At 74.3% G+C, this 17247-nt stretch carries 11 protein-coding genes; 4 read left to right on the top strand and 7 right to left on the bottom strand.

What is annotated here, in order from left to right; all coding sequences use genetic code 11:
• Positions 1–49 precede the first annotated feature (49 nt).
• Positions 50–1111, bottom strand: coding sequence for a YlbL family protein (locus tag A6035_RS05195; protein ID WP_108846900.1), 1062 nt, complete (start codon positions 1109–1111; stop codon positions 50–52).
• 79 nt (positions 1112–1190) lie between these two features.
• Here A6035_RS05195 and A6035_RS05190 point away from each other — a divergent pair, with 79 nt between their 5' ends.
• A complete protein-coding gene (locus A6035_RS05190) occupies positions 1191–2588 on the top strand; it encodes a zinc-dependent metalloprotease (RefSeq protein ID WP_108846899.1) in 1398 nt (465 codons plus the stop codon).
• A gap of 29 nt (positions 2589–2617) precedes the next feature.
• Here A6035_RS05190 and A6035_RS05185 read toward each other — a convergent pair whose 3' ends face one another.
• Positions 2618–3325, bottom strand: a complete 708-nt coding sequence (locus A6035_RS05185; RefSeq protein WP_244192545.1) for a M48 metallopeptidase family protein — start codon at positions 3323–3325, stop codon at positions 2618–2620.
• Positions 3326–3459: 134 nt separating this feature from the next.
• Here A6035_RS05185 and A6035_RS05180 point away from each other — a divergent pair, with 134 nt between their 5' ends.
• On the top strand, positions 3460–4554 hold the full coding sequence (locus A6035_RS05180; RefSeq protein WP_244192544.1) for a hypothetical protein: 1095 nt from the start codon (positions 3460–3462) through the stop codon (positions 4552–4554).
• Positions 4555–4561: 7 nt separating this feature from the next.
• Positions 4562–5878 (top strand): ABC1 kinase family protein, encoded by a 1317-nt coding sequence (locus A6035_RS05175; protein ID WP_108846897.1) that lies wholly within the window; start codon positions 4562–4564, stop codon positions 5876–5878.
• A gap of 17 nt (positions 5879–5895) precedes the next feature.
• Here the strand turns inward: A6035_RS05175 and A6035_RS05170 are convergent, their stop codons facing one another.
• Positions 5896–7983 (bottom strand): ATP-dependent DNA helicase UvrD2, encoded by a 2088-nt coding sequence (locus tag A6035_RS05170; RefSeq protein WP_108849092.1) that lies wholly within the window; start codon positions 7981–7983, stop codon positions 5896–5898.
• A gap of 170 nt (positions 7984–8153) precedes the next feature.
• Here A6035_RS05170 and A6035_RS05165 point away from each other — a divergent pair, with 170 nt between their 5' ends.
• Positions 8154–8423 (top strand): mycoredoxin, encoded by a 270-nt coding sequence (locus tag A6035_RS05165; RefSeq protein WP_043567235.1) that lies wholly within the window; start codon positions 8154–8156, stop codon positions 8421–8423.
• 65 nt (positions 8424–8488) lie between these two features.
• On the opposite strand, the gene nudC is transcribed toward A6035_RS05165, so the two are convergent.
• From nudC to A6035_RS05145, 4 genes are all read right to left on the bottom strand, one after another.
• Complete coding sequence (nudC, locus tag A6035_RS05160; RefSeq protein ID WP_108846896.1) at positions 8489–9415, bottom strand: NAD(+) diphosphatase; 927 nt, start codon at positions 9413–9415, stop codon at positions 8489–8491.
• 82 nt (positions 9416–9497) lie between these two features.
• Positions 9498–10577 carry a potassium channel family protein gene (locus A6035_RS05155; protein ID WP_108846895.1) on the bottom strand — a complete coding sequence of 360 codons (1080 nt, stop codon included), beginning with the start codon at positions 10575–10577 and terminating at the stop codon, positions 9498–9500.
• 61 nt (positions 10578–10638) lie between these two features.
• Complete coding sequence (locus A6035_RS05150) at positions 10639–13965, bottom strand: ATP-dependent helicase (protein ID WP_108846894.1); 3327 nt, start codon at positions 13963–13965, stop codon at positions 10639–10641.
• A complete protein-coding gene (locus tag A6035_RS05145) occupies positions 13962–17240 on the bottom strand; it encodes a UrvD/REP family ATP-dependent DNA helicase (RefSeq protein ID WP_244192543.1) in 3279 nt (1092 codons plus the stop codon). The genes A6035_RS05150 and A6035_RS05145 overlap by 4 nt, the downstream gene beginning before the upstream one ends.
• Positions 17241–17247 lie beyond the last annotated feature (7 nt).

Here is a 17247-nt window from a genome sequence, read left to right as displayed (position 1 = left end):
TGCTGGGGCGGACATGCTCGTGGGCCCCACCTTACGGAAAACCCCCGCCTCAGCCGCAGGTCGGTGGCCGCCCCCCGGAAGCGGCCGTCTCCAGCGCCTCCACCGCGCCGCCCAGGGTCGACACCTCGATGAGCCGGATGCCCTCGGGAGGATCCTGCACAGCCTCCGCACAGTTGGCGGCGGGCACCAGGAACTCGCTCACCCCGGCCTCGTGGGCGGCCCGGATCTTGTGCCGGATGCCGCCGATCGACCCGACAGTCCCGTCGGGCAGGATCGTGCCCGAGCCCGCGACCCGCGCCCCCCCGGTCGTCTCCCCCGGTGACAGCTTGTCCACAATCGCCAGCGCCAGCACCAGGCCCGCCGAGGGGCCGCCGACGCCCGGGTCCACCGTGATGTCCACGTCGGTGCCGTCCGCCGGGGAGTCACCGACCAGGATGCCCAGCCGGCCCTGGTCGGGATCGCCGTCCGGCCCGGCCGACTGCAGTCTCGTCGTCGTCGACCCCTCCCGGCCGTCCCGGGTGAACCCGATCGTGATCTCGTCCCCCGCGCGGCGCTCGCCGACGCGCTCGACCACGGACGTGGCGTCCTCGACCGGCTCCCCGTCGATCGACGTCAACACGTCACCCTCCTGCAGACGCCCCGCGACCGCGCCGTCGGGCTCCACACCCTCGACGCGGGGCTGCATCGGGATCCCCAGGTGGCGGTAGGCGGCCGCCTCGGCGGTGTTCTCCGACCCCACCATCTGCGCGGCGTTGGACTCACGCACCTCGTCGCGCGACCGGTCCGGCGGGAACACCTGGTCCCGCGGCACCACGACCTGCGCCGGATCCAGCCAGAACCGCGCCGCGTCGACCAGTGTGAGACGGTCTCGCACCGCCACGGTCGTCATGAGCAGCGACCCCGCGGTCTCGTCGGCCGGCCGGCCGACCACGTCGATCACCGGGACCCGCTCGACCTCACCGCTCTCGGTCTCGACCTCCGCGGCGCCGAACGTGTCATACGTGGGCCCGGGGCCCATCGACACCAGCGGGACGGTGGCCGACGTCGCCAGGACGAGCAGCAGGACCGCCGGTACCAGCGCGGCGAGGACGGTGAAGAGGCGGCGGCTCACGGGGGCAAGGGTAGTCCGCGCCCCGCCGACACCGCGTCGCGGCCGGACCCCGCACCCCTGCACGCTGTACCGTTGTGGCATGAACCAGCCCTTCGGTTTCTCCGCTTCCGACGACGACGGGCGCGACGACGACCGGGACCGTAATCCCGGCGGATCGGGCGGCCCCGGTGGCTTCGGCGGCCCCGGCGGATTCGACCCCTCGCAGTTCGGCAACCTCGGCCAGATGCTCTCCCAGTTCGGGCAGATGCTCGGGTCCATGGGATCGGCCATGTCCGGCCCCGGCAGCTCGGGCCCCGTCAACTACCAGCTGGCTCGGACGGTCGCCCTGCAGGCGCTCGGCCGCACGCCCGTGATCACCGACGCCTCGCGCTCCGCCGCCCAGGAGTCCGTCCGCCTCGCCGAACTGTGGCTCGACGACACCACCCTGTTCCCCTCCGGCGTCCACCGCACCGAGGTGTGGACCCCCCAGCAGTGGGTCGAGCAGTCCCTGCCCACCTGGGAGAAGATCTGCACCCCGGTCGCCGAGCAGATGAACTCGGCCACCAAGGGCGCCATGCCCGAGGAGGCCCGCCAGCTCGCCGGCCCGCTGCTCGGCATGCTCGACCAGATGGGCGGCATGGGCTTCGGCATGCAGCTCGGCCAGGGACTGGGCAAGCTCGCCCCTGCCGTCCTCTTCTCCTCCGAGGTGGGCATACCGTTCGGCGACGACGGGGTGGCGGCCCTCTCGCCGGCCGCGATCGACGCGTTCGCCGACGAGCTGGAGCTGCCCCGCCAGGAGGTCGTCGTGTTCCTCGCCGCGCGCGAGGCCGCCCATCTGCGACTGTTCTCCGGCGCCCCCTGGCTGCGCGCCCGCTTCCTCGCCACCGTCGAGGAATACGCGCGCGGCATCCGCGTCGACACCTCCGGACTCGACGACCTCGCCTCCGGGCTGGACCCGTCGATGCTGCAGGACCCGGCCAAGCTGCAGGAACTTCTCTCGGGCGGCGCCGGCGCGATCGGCCCCAAGGTCACCAACGTCAACGAGGCCGCCCTCGGCCGCCTCGAGACACTCCTCGCACTCGTCGAGGGCTGGGTCGACGCCGTGGTCACCGCCGCCGTCGGCGACCGGCTGCCCAGCGCCGACAAGCTCCGCGAGATGTGGCTGCGCCGCCGCGCGACCGGCGGGGCCGCCGAGCAGGCCTTCGCCAGCCTCGTCGGCCTCGAACTGCGCCCGCGGCTCGCCCGCGAGGCCTCCGAACTGTGGCGACGGGTCGGCGAGGCCGTCGGCATCGAACGCCGCGACGGTCTGTGGAGCCACCCCGACCTCCTGCCCGTCGGCGAGGATCTCGAGAACCCCGCCGCCGTGATCGACCGCCTCCTCGACGAATCGACCGGCGACTCCGGCGGCGTCGACGAGATCGAGCGGTTCCTCCGCGAGTCCGGCGGCGGGATCGGTGGGGACGACACCGGCTCCGAGGGGCCGCGCGACGCGGACTGACCCGCCCGCTAGGCCCCGGGCGGGGCCGGTCAGGGAGAGTCGACCTCGTCGTCGTCGTCACCCTCGATCAGGTCCCCCACGCCCTCACCGGCACCGCCGCCCGCGTCCTCGCGGGCGTCGTCCCCGCTCCCGGGCGTGCCCGCAGCGCCGCGGAGAACCCGCGAGTACGCCTCGAGGTAACCCATCGCGCGCTCGGCGCGCGGGAACCGGTGCACCACCTCCCAGAACTCAGGAGGATGCCCGCCCGGCACCACGAGGTGGGCCAGTTCGTGGACGAGGACGTAGTCCAGCACGTACGCCGGGACGTCCCGCAGCGCTTCGCTGATCCGGATCTCGCCCGACGCCGGAGAGCACGACGCCCAGCGCGTGGTCATCGGCGGCACCCACCGCACCGACGACGGCCGCGGGCGCCCCTCCACCCACCGGTCCGACAGCCCGGAGGCCCGCCGCATCAGGTCCTCGTCCGAGGCCCTCGGACCCCGACGGCGACCCGACCGTGCCAGACGGCCCAGCATGTCCGAGACCACTCGCCGCTCCTCGGCCCGGGGCAGACCCGCCGGCATGAGCACGACCACGGTCTCCCCCTCCACCCGCGCGGACACCGTCCGCTTGCGACGCCGCGACCGCCGGATCTCGATCCGCGGGTCGTCAGGGTCCGTGGGCAGCGCCGACGCCGGGGCCGGACCGCCGGGGGCGGTGTCCTCGGATCGGCCGGCGGGGCGAGGGGCTGGCGGCACGCCGACCACGGTAGACCACCGGACGGCGCGCCCTCTCGGGCCGTCGTCCACACGCCGGATCCACACGCCCGCGCCTGTGGATAACCGTGCCGGCGGGCCCGGCGACACGGTGCCCACGTGCCACGATGACATCCGTGACCCCGCCGACCCCGCTCACCGCGCCCGCCGCCGCGCCCCAGCCCGCCGCGGAGCCGCCGCGTGCCGTCGTCATCGCCGCGCCCGCCGAGGTCGGGGCGACCGACCCCGCCGACGTCCGGGCCACCGCATCCGAGCCCGCCCGCCCCGGCGCCTCGTCGTCGATCCGCGCGGCGCTGCGTCCGGGCACCGTGGTCGTCGCCCGAGACGGCCGCACCGTGCAGGTCGGGCTCGCGCCGGACAGGGCGGTGGTCGTCGACGCGCCGGCCGCCGTCGACGCCCGCCGCCTCGCCACCCTGCTCACCGGGCTCGAGGGCGGGGCCGACCTCGACTCGGCCGCCCGCCGCGCCGGAATCGACGCCGCCGGTCGGGCCGCCGTCGCACGGATCCTCGCCCGCCTGGCCGACCTCGGGCACGTCCACCTCGACGTCCCCGGCCCGGCGGCACCCGCACTCGCGGCCTCCGCGCTCGCGCCCTCCACGACACCCGCGCGACCGCGGCCCGCCCCAGTCCGCCGGGTCCACATCCTGGGCTCCGGCCAGGTCTCCGAGGTCCTGCGCGGACCGCTGTCCGTCAACGGATGCCGGGTGAGCACCGGCCCCACCCCCGGGTTGGCGCTCGATGCCGAACGGCCACCCTGGCACCGCCGCGGACAGGCACCCGACCTCGTGATCCTCACCGGCACCGTCTCCGTGGACCCGGTCATCACGACCGCTCTGAGCCGCGCCGGGCAGGCGCACATGCACGTGTACTGCCGCGACGGGCGGGTCGTGGTGGGACCCACCGTCGTGCCGGGACTCAGCACCTGTCTGCGGTGTACCGACCTGTTCCGCGCCCGCAGGGACCCACGATGGCCGTTCGTCGCCGCTCAGCTGATCGGACACTCCCCCGACGCCGGCGTCCCCGCCCTCACCGCCGCGGCAGCGCTCGTGTTGGCCGAGGTCGCCGCGACCCGCGAACCGACCGGCCGGATGCAGACGATCGGCGCCACCGTCGAGATCAACCCCGGCGAAGGGCTGTGGCGTCGGCTCGAATGGCCGGCCGTCGAGGGCTGCGACTGTGGCGCCGCCCCGGGGGCCCATCCTCTGTCATGATTGGGACGTGTCCGATCTACCCCGTACCTCGTCCCGCCGCGCAGCGCGCCTCGCGGGACTACCACTGGGCATCGCCGGCCGCGCTGCCGGATCCCTCGGCCGCCGCGCCTTCGGACGGGGCGAAGGGGATCTGACGGAGGAACTCGCCGACCAGGCCGCGGAGCAGGTCTTCGCCGTCCTCGGAGAGCTCAAGGGCGGCGCCATGAAGGTCGGGCAGGCCCTGAGCGTGTTCGAGGCCGGCATGCCGGACAAGTACGCCGAGCCGTTCCGCGAGGCGCTCACCAAGCTCCAGTCCGAGGCGCCGCCCCTCCCCGCCGCCGAGGTGAAGCGCGTCCTGGACGCCCAGCTCGGGCTGCGGTGGCGCGAGCGGTTCTCGGAGTTCGACGGCGAGGCCGCCGCGGCCGCCTCGATCGGACAGGTGCATCGCGCCGTCTGGTCCGACGGCCGCGAGGTGGCCGTCAAGGTGCAGTACCCGGGGGCCGACGAGGCCCTGCGCTCGGACCTGCGCCAGCTCCGCAGGCTGGCCCCGCTCCTGCGCCCGCTCAACCCCGGCACCGACATCAGGGGGATCATCGACGAGCTGTACGACAGCACGGTGAGCGAACTCGACTACCGCACCGAGGCCGACACACAGCGGATCTTCTCGGCCGCGTTCCGCGACGACCGTCAGTTCCACGTCCCCGCCGTGCTGGCGTCCGCGCCGAAGGTGCTGGTCACCGAGTGGGCGGACGGCCGCGCGCTGAGCCGGATCTCCGCCGACGGCAGCCCCGAGGACCGCAATCTCGCCGGGGAACTGCTGACCGAGTTCCAGTTCAGCTCCCCCGTGCGGGCGCGGTTGATGCACGGCGACCCGCACCCGGGCAACTTTTTGTTGGCCGACGACGGTCGCCTGGTGGTGCTGGACTTCGGCGCGGCCATTCCGCTCCCCGAGGGCATACCGACCGTGCTGACTTCGATGATGCGGCACGCACTGGCCGATGACGCGGATCAGCTCGTCGAGGTGATGACCCGCGCGGGCTACGTGGGCCGCGGCGGGCTGGATCCCGCCGACGCGATGGCGTTCCTCAACCCGTTCATCGAGCCGATGCGCGAGCCGGTGTTCCACTTCGACCGCGCGTGGATGCAGGGCATCATGGCGGTCTACGGGGACGTCTCGGGCCGGGAGTTCCGGACCTCGCGCTCGTTCGCCCTGCCCCGCGAGTACGTGCTGATCCACCGGGTGCTGTCGGCGTCGGTCGGCATGCTGTGCCAACTCCAGGCGTCCGCGCCCTACCGGGAGATCGTGCGGCGCTGGATGCCCGAGATCTTCCCCGACGAGGACTGAGGACGTCGGCCAGGCCGTCAGTTCCCGCGGACCAGCTTGAGCACGTCGTCGCCGTACTCGCCGAGCTTGTGCGCGCCGATACCGCCGATCCGGCCCAGGGCCCTCGTATCCGCGGGACGATCGCGGGCGATCTGGGCGAGGGTCTCGTTGGTGAACACCGTGTAGGCGGGCTTGCCGATCCGCTCCGAGGTCTCGCGGCGCCACTCGCGTAGCCGCTCGAACAATTCGGTGTCGACCTCGACCGAGCACTCCGGACACAACCCGAGCGCCCGGTGCATGGGCCCGTTGAGCCTCTCCCCGCAGCCGCGGCAGCGTCCCTTGTCGGACGAGTCCGTGGATCGGCGCGGCGATGCGGGGGCCTGCGCCGGGCGGACCGGATCGAGGAAGCGGCTCGGCCGCCGCGTGGCGCGGCCCCCGGCCCGGCGGCTCCTGCTCCACGAGATAGACAGGTGCTCGCGGGCTCGTGTGATCCCCACGTACAGGAGTCGCCGCTCCTCCTCGATCGCGTCCGGACCGGCGTTGATCGCGTGGCTGATCGGCAGGCTGCCCTCGTGGACGCCGATGAGGAACACCGCGTCCCATTCGAGGCCCTTGGCGGCGTGGAACGACGCCAACGTCACCCCCCGCTCGTCCGGCGCGTGTCGGGCGGCAGCGCGTTCCCTCAGGCCGGCCACGACCGGGAGCAGTCCCGGGCGACTCTCGGCGGTGGCGATCTCCTCCGCCAGTCCCGCCAACGCGCTCAGGGAGTTCCACGTCTCGCGGGCCTGGGTACCAGAGGGCTCCGCGGCGGTCAGGCCGAGAGGTTCGAGCGCCTGACGGATGACCGCGACGACGTCCGCCGGGTCCGTCACCCCCGTGTGGGCGCCGGCCATCGCCTCGTCCGAGCCGTCGACGAGGCGATCGATCGCCGACATCGCCCGGCGCACGACGGGGCGTTCGAAAAAGCCCTCGCCGCCCTTGAGCCGGTATCCGATGCCCGCCTCGTCCAGTGCCGCCTCGATCCGTTCCGACTGGGCGTTGACCCGGTACAGCACGGCGATCTCGGCGGGATCGGTCCCGCCGTGCACGAGATCGGCGACGGTCGCCGCCACGGCGTCGGCCTCCGAGTCCTCGTCCGCGTACTCGGCGAGCACCGGATCGGGCCCGGGTGGCCGCATGCCGCGCAGCGTGAGGCCGGCGCTGCGGAACCGACCGGCTCCGGCCCCGATCACCGCGTTCGCCAGGTCCACGACCTGTGGGGTGGAGCGGTAGTCGGATTCCAGGCGCACGACGGTCGCGCCGGGATGGCGGTCGGCGAAACCGAGGAGGAAGTCGGGCTCGGCGCCGGCGAACGAGTAGATCGTCTGGTTGACGTCACCCACCACCGTGAGGTCGTCGCGATTGCCCAACCACGCGGCGAGCAGCCGCTGCTGGGCCGGCGTGACGTCCTGGAACTCGTCCACCACGAAGCAGCGGTACCGGTCCCTGAACTCCTCCGCGATGGCTGGCACCTCCTCAACCAGCTCCGCCATGTGCGACAGGAGGTCGTCGAAGTCGAGCATCCGGACCGGGCCGGAGACCTTGAGGTCCTCGTACGCCCGGAAGGCCCGGGCCACCTCGGGAGCGGGTACCGGCAGGTCTCGTCCCAGTGCGACCGCCTGCTCGGCGTAGGTATCCGGGGTGAGCAGGCTCGACTTGGCCCACCCGATCTCGGTCAGCACGTCGCGGATCGTCTCGGTGGCGGGATCGAGACCGGCACGCCGGACCGCCTGGGCGACCGCCCGGAACTGACCGTCCAGCAGCTGCCACGGTTCCTCGCCGTACACCCGCGGCCAGAAGTAGGACAGGTTACGCAGGGCCGCGGAGTGGAAGGTCCGCGCCTGCACCGGCCCGGTCCCCGCGTCCGCGACGCCGAGCCCCGCGAGTCGCATGCGCAGCTCCCCGGCAGCGCGTGCGGTGAACGTCACCGCCAGGACCTGGTCCCCGCGGACGTGCCCGGTGGTGACCAGGTGCGCGATCCGTCTGGTGATGGTGCGGGTCTTGCCCGTCCCGGCGCCCGCAAGGATGCAGACGGGGCCGCGGGGCGCCAGCACGGCGCGACGCTGCTGGGGGTCCAGGCCCTCCAGCGCCGACTCCGCACCACCAAGCCGCCCGACTCCCCGTCCGCCGCCCTGGCCGGTTTCATGGCCGCCGCGCCCCGTGTCACTCACGCCCCCATCGTGGCATCCGGGTCGGACACCTCGCCGCGGGCCTCCCCCGGGGATGATTCCCACCGGCGAGGGCGTTACACCCCGTCATGAGCGATGTGACGACCAACGACGCCCTGACCCTGTACACCACCTCGTGGTGCCCGTTCTGCACGCGGCTGAAGAAGCTGCTGGACGAGAAGGAGATCGGCTACACGGAGATCGATGTGGACGCCGACGCCGAGGCGGCCGCGTTCGTCGAGAGCGTCAACGGCGGCAACCGGGTCGTGCCCACGGCCCTGTACTCGGACGGCACCACGGCCACCAACCCTCCGGCCTCCCAGGTGCGCGCGAAGCTCGCCGAGCTCGCCGGCGCCTGAGGCGCGGTAGGCCCGGTACACGGGGCGCCGCCGGCCCGGGACACGGCCGACGGCGCCCCCTCGCGTCAGGCCCCGCCGTCGCGGTCGACGGCCGCCACCCAGGACCGCAGCATGACGTGCGCGATGGACACGGGCGGCGCGACCATGAGATCGCCGCGACCGGCCAGCGCATCCCTGACCTGATCGACGTCGAACCAGGCGGCCTCGCTGATCTCCTCGTCCTCGAGCAGGATCGGCGCCTCCGGGTCCGCCACGGCCTGGAACCCGACCATGAGCGAGCGCGGGAACGGCCAGGGCTGGCTGCCCAGGTAGCGGACGCGGTCCACGACCACACCGACCTCCTCGGCGACCTCCCGGCGCACACATCCCTCGAGGGACTCGCCCGCCTCGACGAAGCCGGCCACGTGCGAGTACATCCCCGCCGGCCACACCGGTTGCCGCGCGAGGAGGACCTGCCGGCCGCCGTCGTGGACGAGGCAGATCACGGCGGGATCGGTCCGCGGGTACTCGAGCCCGCCGTGAAAGGGGTCCTCGATGGCCCACCCCGCTTCCTTCCGACGCGGGTGGTGGTCCGGCTGCCGGCCCCTGACGTTGTCGCGGTGCCACCCGAGAAGGGCCATGGCCTGCGCGGCCAGCGATCCGTCGCCCTCGACCAGGTCCGCCCCGCACGCGCGTAGGTTGCTCACGGCGGGGCTGTCGGGCAGTTCGTCGACGGGCACGGCCCAGATGTGCCGGGCGTCGTCGGTGCGTCCGAGAAAGACCGCGTCCTCGGGCAGTCGGTCGGCGTGGTCGAGGGCCGGCTCGAGCCGGATCCGCTTGCGGTCCCCCGCGGTGGGTTCGGTCGCGAACCGGTTTCGCCGGTCGACCCTCATGATCCGCGCCGAGGCCCATCCCGTGGCCAGTCCGTCCGCGTCCTGCCGGAGGGGGGCCGCCCGGTCGGGCGCGGCCACCGACAGCACGGGATCGGAGTCCAGGGTGAAGTCCAGCGGCATCGTGAGGAGTCCTTTTCGCCGGTCGTGAGGGGCGCCGATCAGCGTAGTCCTGCGGACCGGCCGGACGGCGCCGACTCGGGGATCAGCCCGCGACCATCCGGATGTAGAGCAGCCGGTCGCCGGCCTCCAGCGCGTCCGCCTCCGGCTCGTTGACCTTGAGCAGCTGCCCCTTACGCACCACGCCCAGCACGAGTTCGGCCAGGTGCCGCGGCGAGCCGCCGACCTCGGACTCCTCCACACGGCGCTCGGCGATCGAGAAGCCCTCGTCGGGCGTGAGCAGGTCCTCCATCATCCCCACGACGGTCGGGGTGATGGTGGCCAGTCCCAGCAGGCGACCGGTGGTCTCGGCGGAGACGACGACGGAGTCGGCGCCGGACTGCTTGAGCAGGTGCTTGTTGTCGCTCTCGCGGACGGTCGCGACGATCTTGGCGTGGGGCGCCAGTTCGCGGGCGGTGAGCGTGACCAGCACCGCGGTGTCGTCGGAGTTGGTGGCCACCACGACGGCGGAGGCGCGGGTGAGCCCGGCCAGTTTGAGCACGTCCGACCGGGTCGCCGACCCGTGGACGGTGACGAGTCCGTGAGCGGCCGCTGCCTTGAGCGCCTGGGGGTCGGTATCCACGACGACGACGTCGTCGGGGGCGATCTCGTCGGCGAGCATGGCGGCGACGGCCGACCTGCCCTTGGTGCCGTAGCCGACGACGACGGTGTGGTTGCGCACGACGCTCCTCCAACGCTGGATCTTCAGGGCCTGACGGGATTGTTCGGTGAGAACGGCGAGGGTGGTGCCGACGAGCAGGATGAGGAACACCAGGCGCAGGGGCGTGACGACGAGCGTGTTGATCAGTCGTGCCTGCTGCGTGATAGGGGTGATGTCTCCGTAGCCGGTCGTCGAGAGCGAGACGGTGGCGTAGTAGAAGCAGTCGATCAGCGTCATCTCACCGTTCGGCCCGCCACCTCCGGTGTAGCCGCCGCGGTCGGTCCACACGACGAGCACTCCCAGACAGAGCGCGACGAGGGCCATCAGGACCCGCTTGCCGATCAGCCGCCACGGGCTTCCGACGTTCTCGGGGATGCTGACGACGCCCACCAGGGTGTGGTCGGGACTCTCGTCGAGTGGATCGTTGCCGCGGAACCGCGACGCCAACGCGCGTTTCTCGACCATGGGACTCCGTTCCCGCGGGCGGGCCCCCGCTGGGCCCGTCGTCACCGAGGAGAATCGTCGCCTATCGACCGCTTTCGGACAACAACCGGCCCCGGCCGGGGCCCTCGGAGAGGATACGCAGCAGTTCCTCGGCGTCGGGCAGGTCCGCCGGTTCGAGGGTCCGCCCGGAGCGCACGTAGTGGAACGCGGCGCGGACGGACCCCAGCTCAACGGTCCGCCCCAGGCGGGCCCCGACGACCTTCGCCCACGCGTACCGGTAGACCGCCAACTGGAGGGCGACGGCGGGCATGTCCCGTTCCGCGGGCATACGCCCGGTCTTCCAGTCCACGACGATCCATCCGTCGCCGTCGGCGAACACGGCGTCCATCCGTCCGCGCAGGAGGTGTCCGCCCAGGCCGACCTCGAAGGGCACCTCGACGGCGTCGGGCGTCATCCTCGCCCACCGCGACGCCTCGAACGCCTGCTGGAGGGCGGTGAGGTCGGCCTCGGACAATCCGTCGACGGCACCCTGGTCGCCGGCGCCGGGTAGGTCGTCGATGTCGAGCAGGTGGGTGGCGCCGTAGCGGTGCTCGAGCCAGGCGTGGAACCTGGTGCCGCGCCGCGCGAACCGGTCCGGGCGGAAGGGCACGGGCCGGCGGAGGCGGTCGGCGAACTCGGCGGGGTCGGTCGCCATGGCGACGATCTCCCCGGCGGTGAGACGGCGCGGGAGGTGCACCTCGTCGCGGCGCTGCGCGGCCCGCCGCGCGTCGGCGAGCAGGGACGCCGCGGCCAGGTGCCAGCGCCGGGCGGGGCCCGACTCCGGTGGCGCCTGGGCCTCGGGGTCCACGGGGTCGGCCGTCCCCACCGCCCGCGCGGCGGCGAGGCGGTCGGGCGCGGCCTCGCGGGGCCAGGTCGCCTCGACGGTGCCCGCGGTGGCGGGGTTCGTGGGAGAGGGTGTGACGACGAGGTGGTCGATCACCCCGAGCGGTGGTTCTCCCCCGCACGCGTCGAGCACGTCCCCGAGGAACTCCGACGGCCCCTTGGGTGTGGTGGCGGATCCCAGCCAGTGCGACCCGGACAGCAGCAGCGTCTGCTCGGCCCGGGTGACCGCGACGTAGAACAGCCGGCGGTCCTCGTCGAGGGAGCGCCGCTCGACCCGCTTGATGTGTGTCCCCAACGCCTCTTCCAGCAACTTGCGGTCGGTCACGCCGTCGAGTCGCGGGACCGGCACCCCTCCAGGGTTGTCCTCGGTCTCGCGGTCGCCCCGCAGCTGCTCGGGCAGCTGGGTCGCGGTGCGGACGGAGGTCTGCGGTGGCTGGCCGGAGGGGAAGACGCCGTCCGCCAGGTGCGGCACGGCGACGATCTCCCATTCGAGGCCCTTGGCCGAGTGGACGGTGAGGATCTGCACCCGTCCGGGCCTGGAGGCGACCTCACCGCGGGCGAGCCCGCCGTCGACGGAGCGGGCGAGGTCGAGGTAGGCCAGGAACGCGTCCAGCCCGGTTCCGCGCTCGGGCCGGAAGCCGGCGGCCACCTCCTGGAGCGCGTCGAGTTGTTCGCGGGCCTCGCCACGGCCGGCGCGCTGGCGCAGGCGGACCTCGGCGTCGAGCCCGAGGGCCTGTTCGGCGGCCGCGACGAGCCGCGCGGGTGGCGCGGACGAGCGGGCGCGGAGCCCGGAGATGATGGCCGCGAGTTCGCTGATGCGCTGCGCGCCGGCGGGGCTGTACTGGTCCTCCGGGCCCGGGTCGGCGAGCGCATCGGCCAGTCCGGCCGAGTCCGTCTCCTCGCCGCGGGCGAGGGCGTCGAGGAGGTCATCGAGTTCGCGGGGGTCGGAGACGGCCCCCGTCGCGGACGCGGGTCTGCGCAGGGACAGCCGGGACGCGCGCCGGGCGAGGGCGGCGAGATCGGCCGCGCCGAGCGCGAACCGGGAGCCGCTGAGCAGTCGCAGCAGCGCGGGGCCGGCGCCCGGGCGGGCGACCACGGTGAGCAGGGCGACGACGTCGGCGACCTCGGGCACGTCGAGCAGCCCGCCGACGCCGACGATCTCGACCGGTAGGCCGCGGGCCTCGAGGGCCTCGGCGATCGCGGCGGAGTCGCCGTTACGACGCACGAGGACCGCCGCGGTCGGTACGCGGCCGGCCCCCTCCGCCGCTCGGTACCTGTCGGCGAGGGTGTCGGCGAGCCACTCGCGTTCGTCCTCCGCCGTGTCGAGCAGCGCGACCCTGAGGTCCGCGGGCTCGGCCCCGGGCCGGGCCCGGAGTTCGGGAACCGGGATGGATCCGGGCCGGTCGCGCAGCGGCGCGGTGATCCGGTTGGCCAGGGTGAGGACCTCGGGCGGGTTGCGCCACGAGGTCGTGAGTTCCCTCAGGTGCGAGGGGCGGCCCCCGGGCAGCGGGAAGTCCTCGCGGAAGCGGTCGAGGTTGGAGGCCGACGCCCCCCGCCACCCGTAGATGGACTGCATGGGGTCACCGACGGCGGTCACGGCCGGGGCCGGGTCGGCCCCGGCACCGAACAGCGAGGACAGGAGGACACGCTGGGAGTGCCCGGTGTCCTGGTATTCGTCGAGCAGCACCACGCGGAACGCGCGGCGCTCGGCGAGCCCGACCGAGGGGTGGTCGCGGGCGACGGTGGCGGCCAGGGCCATCTGGGAGGCGTGGTCGAGCGCCGACTCCGCCCGCATGTGGGCCGTGACCGCGTCCACCAGGTCCGCGAGTTCCTCCCGGTGGCCCTGGATCTCGGCGGTCCTCCCGAGCCACGCGGTGGGGGTCGCCTTCTGCCGCGGCCCGGGCGGGAGGGTCGCGATGAGGGTCGTGATCAGGTCGGGGTGCGAGCGCAGGTCGTCGGTGGTGACCAGGTGGTCGGACAACTGCCCGGCCAGGGCCAGCACGTCGCGGGTCACCGTGCCGGGATTCGACCCCGTGGTCAGCGGACTCTCCCACCTCGACACCACGTCGTGGGCGAGCTGGAAGGCGGCGGTGGGCGTGAGCAGCCGCGAGTCCGGTTCGACGGGTACGAGCAGGCCGTAGGTGCCGAGCAGGGTGCCGGCGAAGGCGTGGTAGGTGGAGATCTGCGGGTCCTCGGTGCGGATCGCCTCGGCGATCGCGGGGTCCGCGCCGGGCCCGGAGCACAGCGCGCTACGGGCGAGCGCGTCCAGGCGGCGGCGTATCCGTCTGGACAACTGCTGGGCGGCCTCACGGGTGAAGGTCAGGCCGAGGATCTCCCCCGGTCGCGCGTACCCGTTGGCCACCAGCCACACGACCCTGGCCGCCATGGTCTCCGTCTTACCGGCGCCCGCCCCGGCCAACACGAGCGTGGGTTCGGTCGGCCCGGCGATCACCTCGGCCTGCTCGGGGGTGGGTCGATGGATGCCGAGCGCGTCGGCGATGGCGGCGGGGTCGATCGACGCGGTCACCCGATCACCTGCTTCCCCTCGGGCTGCGCGGGGCAGCTTGATCTGACGCTGCAGTGCTCGCACCACCGGCCCACGCGCGCGGTGTAGCCGGGGCCGACGGTCGCGCGGCCGGCCTCCTGCACACGGACGACCAGGGCCTCGGCGCCGTCGGCCCCGAGGGGGTCCTGCGCCCGCTCGGTCGGCATCCGCCCCTCACGGCCGGCCAGATAGAGCAGGAGGCCCCCTCCGGGTTCGCGACCGGCCGCGGCGGCGACCGCCCCCCGGGCTACCGCGAGCTGGTACAGGGCCAGCTGCGGGTTGACCGCGGCGTCCTTCTTGCTGGCCGCCGCGGCCGAGGTCTTCACGTCGACGGGGACGACCTGCCCCGCGGAGGTTGCTTCGAGCCTGTCGATCCGCCCGCGGACCCGCACCCCGCCGCCAGCGTCGAACTCGAACGGCTCCTCGACCGCGGCGGTCGTGAACCCATCGCGGGTGGACGAGCGCCATCTGCGGAACGTCTCGGCCATCTCGACCATCGTCTCCGCCCCGCGCTCGGCGAACCACCCGCGGGACAGGGTCAGCGCCTCGGCGCGCCGGCGGACGGTCGAGCGGATCGTGTCCTCGTCGATGCCGCCCTCGACGGCCTGGGTCAGGGCGTGCACGGCCGACCCCCGCACGAGCGGGGCAGCCGATCCGGAGTCGGACGAGTCTCCTCCGACCGACTGCAGGAACCACCGCAGCGGGCACTCCTCGAGGGCACCGAATCCGGAGGGCGAGAGCACCGCGATCGGTCGGTCGGGCGAGTCGGGCGTGAGCGGCGCGTCCGTGGAGGGCTCGGTGGCGCCGAACCACGTGCGCGGGTCCGCCTCCCCCACCCCGGCGTCGCGGAGACCGGCGAGCAGGCCGGCCGCGTGACGCGCGTCGGCGGGGTCGGTCGACGGGTCGTGGAGCGCGGCCCGGAGATCCACCGCCAGGTGCGGCAGGGAGAACACGGCGGGCGCGTGGCGGAACGGGCCCACCGGGGCGCCGGGGGACGCGACCGCCGTGGCGGTGGTCGCAAGGTCGGCGATCTCGTCGACGAAGCGGGAGGGGGCGACGTCGCCCTCCTCGGGTGACTCCACGGCGGTGACGAGCAGGTGCTCGCTGGCGCGGGAGCACGCGACGTAGAACAGGCGGCGCTCCTCGGCCGACCGGGCGGCCGCGGAGGACACGGCCCGCTCCGCCTCGGACGGCACCGGTCCGTCCCCGGCGATCTCCGTCAGGTCGACCAGCTCGTCGACGCCCAGCAGACCGGACCGGCGGCGGGGCGCCGGCCAGACACCGTCCTGGACGCCGCACACCGCGACCGCCCGCCACTGCCGGCCCACCGCGGCGTGCGCGGACAACACGCTCACCGCGCCGCCCCGCGCGCGAGTGTCGGCGCGCCGGGGCGCGGGCAGGTCCTCGCCCGAGACGACGTCGCAGAACAGGCCCACCGAGCCGCCGGGGACCCGGTCCACGAAGTCGGCGGCGTGATCGAACAGGGACACCACCGCGTCGAGCGACCGGTCCGCGGACCGCGACCAGGGGTCGGCGGCCACCGCCTGCCGGACGAGGCGGCGCTCCAGCCTGGAGGCCGTCCACGCGGCCCAGAGGACCTCCTCGGCGGTCCCTCCCGCGCGCAGCTCGGCCTCCACGGCCCGGCGCGCGCGGCGGACCCGGGTGACGGGGGCGAGCTCGACCGCGGTGAGCCCGGGCGGGAGGGCGTCCTCGTCCGCCAGGACGAGACGTCGCAGGGTCTCGGCGCTGGGTTCGGTCCCGCCGATCCCCGACCGGCGCAGGCCGCGACGGAGGCGACGCATGGCCACGGCGTCCGCGCGGCCGATCGGCCCCGACAGGAGCGCCAGGATCCGCTCGGCGTCGCTGCCCGCGGCACCCTCGAGCGCCGAGCGCACCAGTAGGAGCAGTGCCGAGGCGACGGGGTCGTGGGCCGGCGGGATCTCGGCGCCGGCGTCGACGACCGGGACGCCGGCCGCGTCCAGCGCGGCCAGCAGGGCGTCGGCCACACGCGGAAGCGAGCGGGTCACCACGGCCATCTCGCCGTAGTCGATGCCGTCCAGGACGTGCCGGCGGCGCAGGAAGTCGGCGACGACGGCGGCCTCCGAGGCGGCCGACCCGGCGACCCCGATGCCCACCTTCCCCTCCGGTCCACCGGCCGATTCCCGGGGCCGGTGGCGGGCGGCCCCGGGCAGGCGGGAGGCGATCCGCGCGGCGACCGCCGTGACGGCCGGGGACATGCGGTGGCCGACCGGCAGGTCGACCGCGCGACCGCCCTGGTCGACCACGGCGCGCGCGAGGCCGCCGTCGGCACCGCGGAACCGGAAGACCGACTGGTCGCCGTCCTCCACGACGAGCAGGACGTCCGCGCCGCCGCCCACCGTCGCGACGAACTCCGCGGCCAGCGGATCGAGGTGATGGGCGTCGTCCACGGCCACGAGGCGCCGGGAGCGGAAAATCTCGCGCAGTTCCGGGTCGGCAGTCAGCGCGTCCAGCGCGGCGCCCACCAGCTCGGCGGCGTTGAGGGCCTCCGGCACGTCCGACTGGGCGCTCCGCACCCCCGACCGCAGCGCCATCTGCTCCTCGTGTCGGCGGAAGAAGCCGGCGGCGGCCACCCAGGCAGGCCGGCCCGCCGTGCTGCCGAGCCGCGCGAGCTCGCGGGGCCCGATCCCCCGCTCGAGCGACCTCAGCAGCAGGTCACGCAGCTCGCGCGCGAACCCGACCGTGGACAGCGCGGGTCGCATCTGTTCGGGCCAGTGCGGCGCCCCGTCCGACAGTTCTCCGAGCAGGGTCTCGCGCACCAGCGCGTCGTGTTCCGCGCCGGTGCGCAGCCTCGGCGGCGGGGCGTCGGCCCGGGCGGCGGCGAGCCGCACCACGGCGTGAGCGAGCGAGTGGACCGTCCGTACCGGCGCGTCGGTGCCCACCACGAACTCCGGGGGCATCCCGCGGGTGGCCTCCTCGAGCAGCGCGGCGGACGCGGTGGCCGAACCCGTGAGCACGAGCACGCCGTCCATTCCCACACCGCCGGCCACCGCGGCGCGGACCACGTCGACAATCAGCGAGGTCTTGCCGCTGCCCGGTCCGCCGCGGACGACCCACCGGTCCTGCCGGCCGGCGCGGGTGGCGGTCCAGTCACGGCCGACGAGGTCGTCCAGACCGGCCGGCCAGGTCCGGCCTGTGTCGGTCGAGCCGGTGTCGGTCGAGCCGGTGTCGGTCCGGCCGGTGTCGGTCGGGAGCGGGGTGGGGGCGGGCGCTGTCACGGCTCGA

The sequence above is a fragment of the Dietzia lutea genome, from assembly GCF_003096075.1.
GTDB classification, from domain to species: domain Bacteria; phylum Actinomycetota; class Actinomycetes; order Mycobacteriales; family Mycobacteriaceae; genus Dietzia; species Dietzia lutea.
This window is presented reverse-complemented; position numbering and strand designations above follow the sequence as displayed.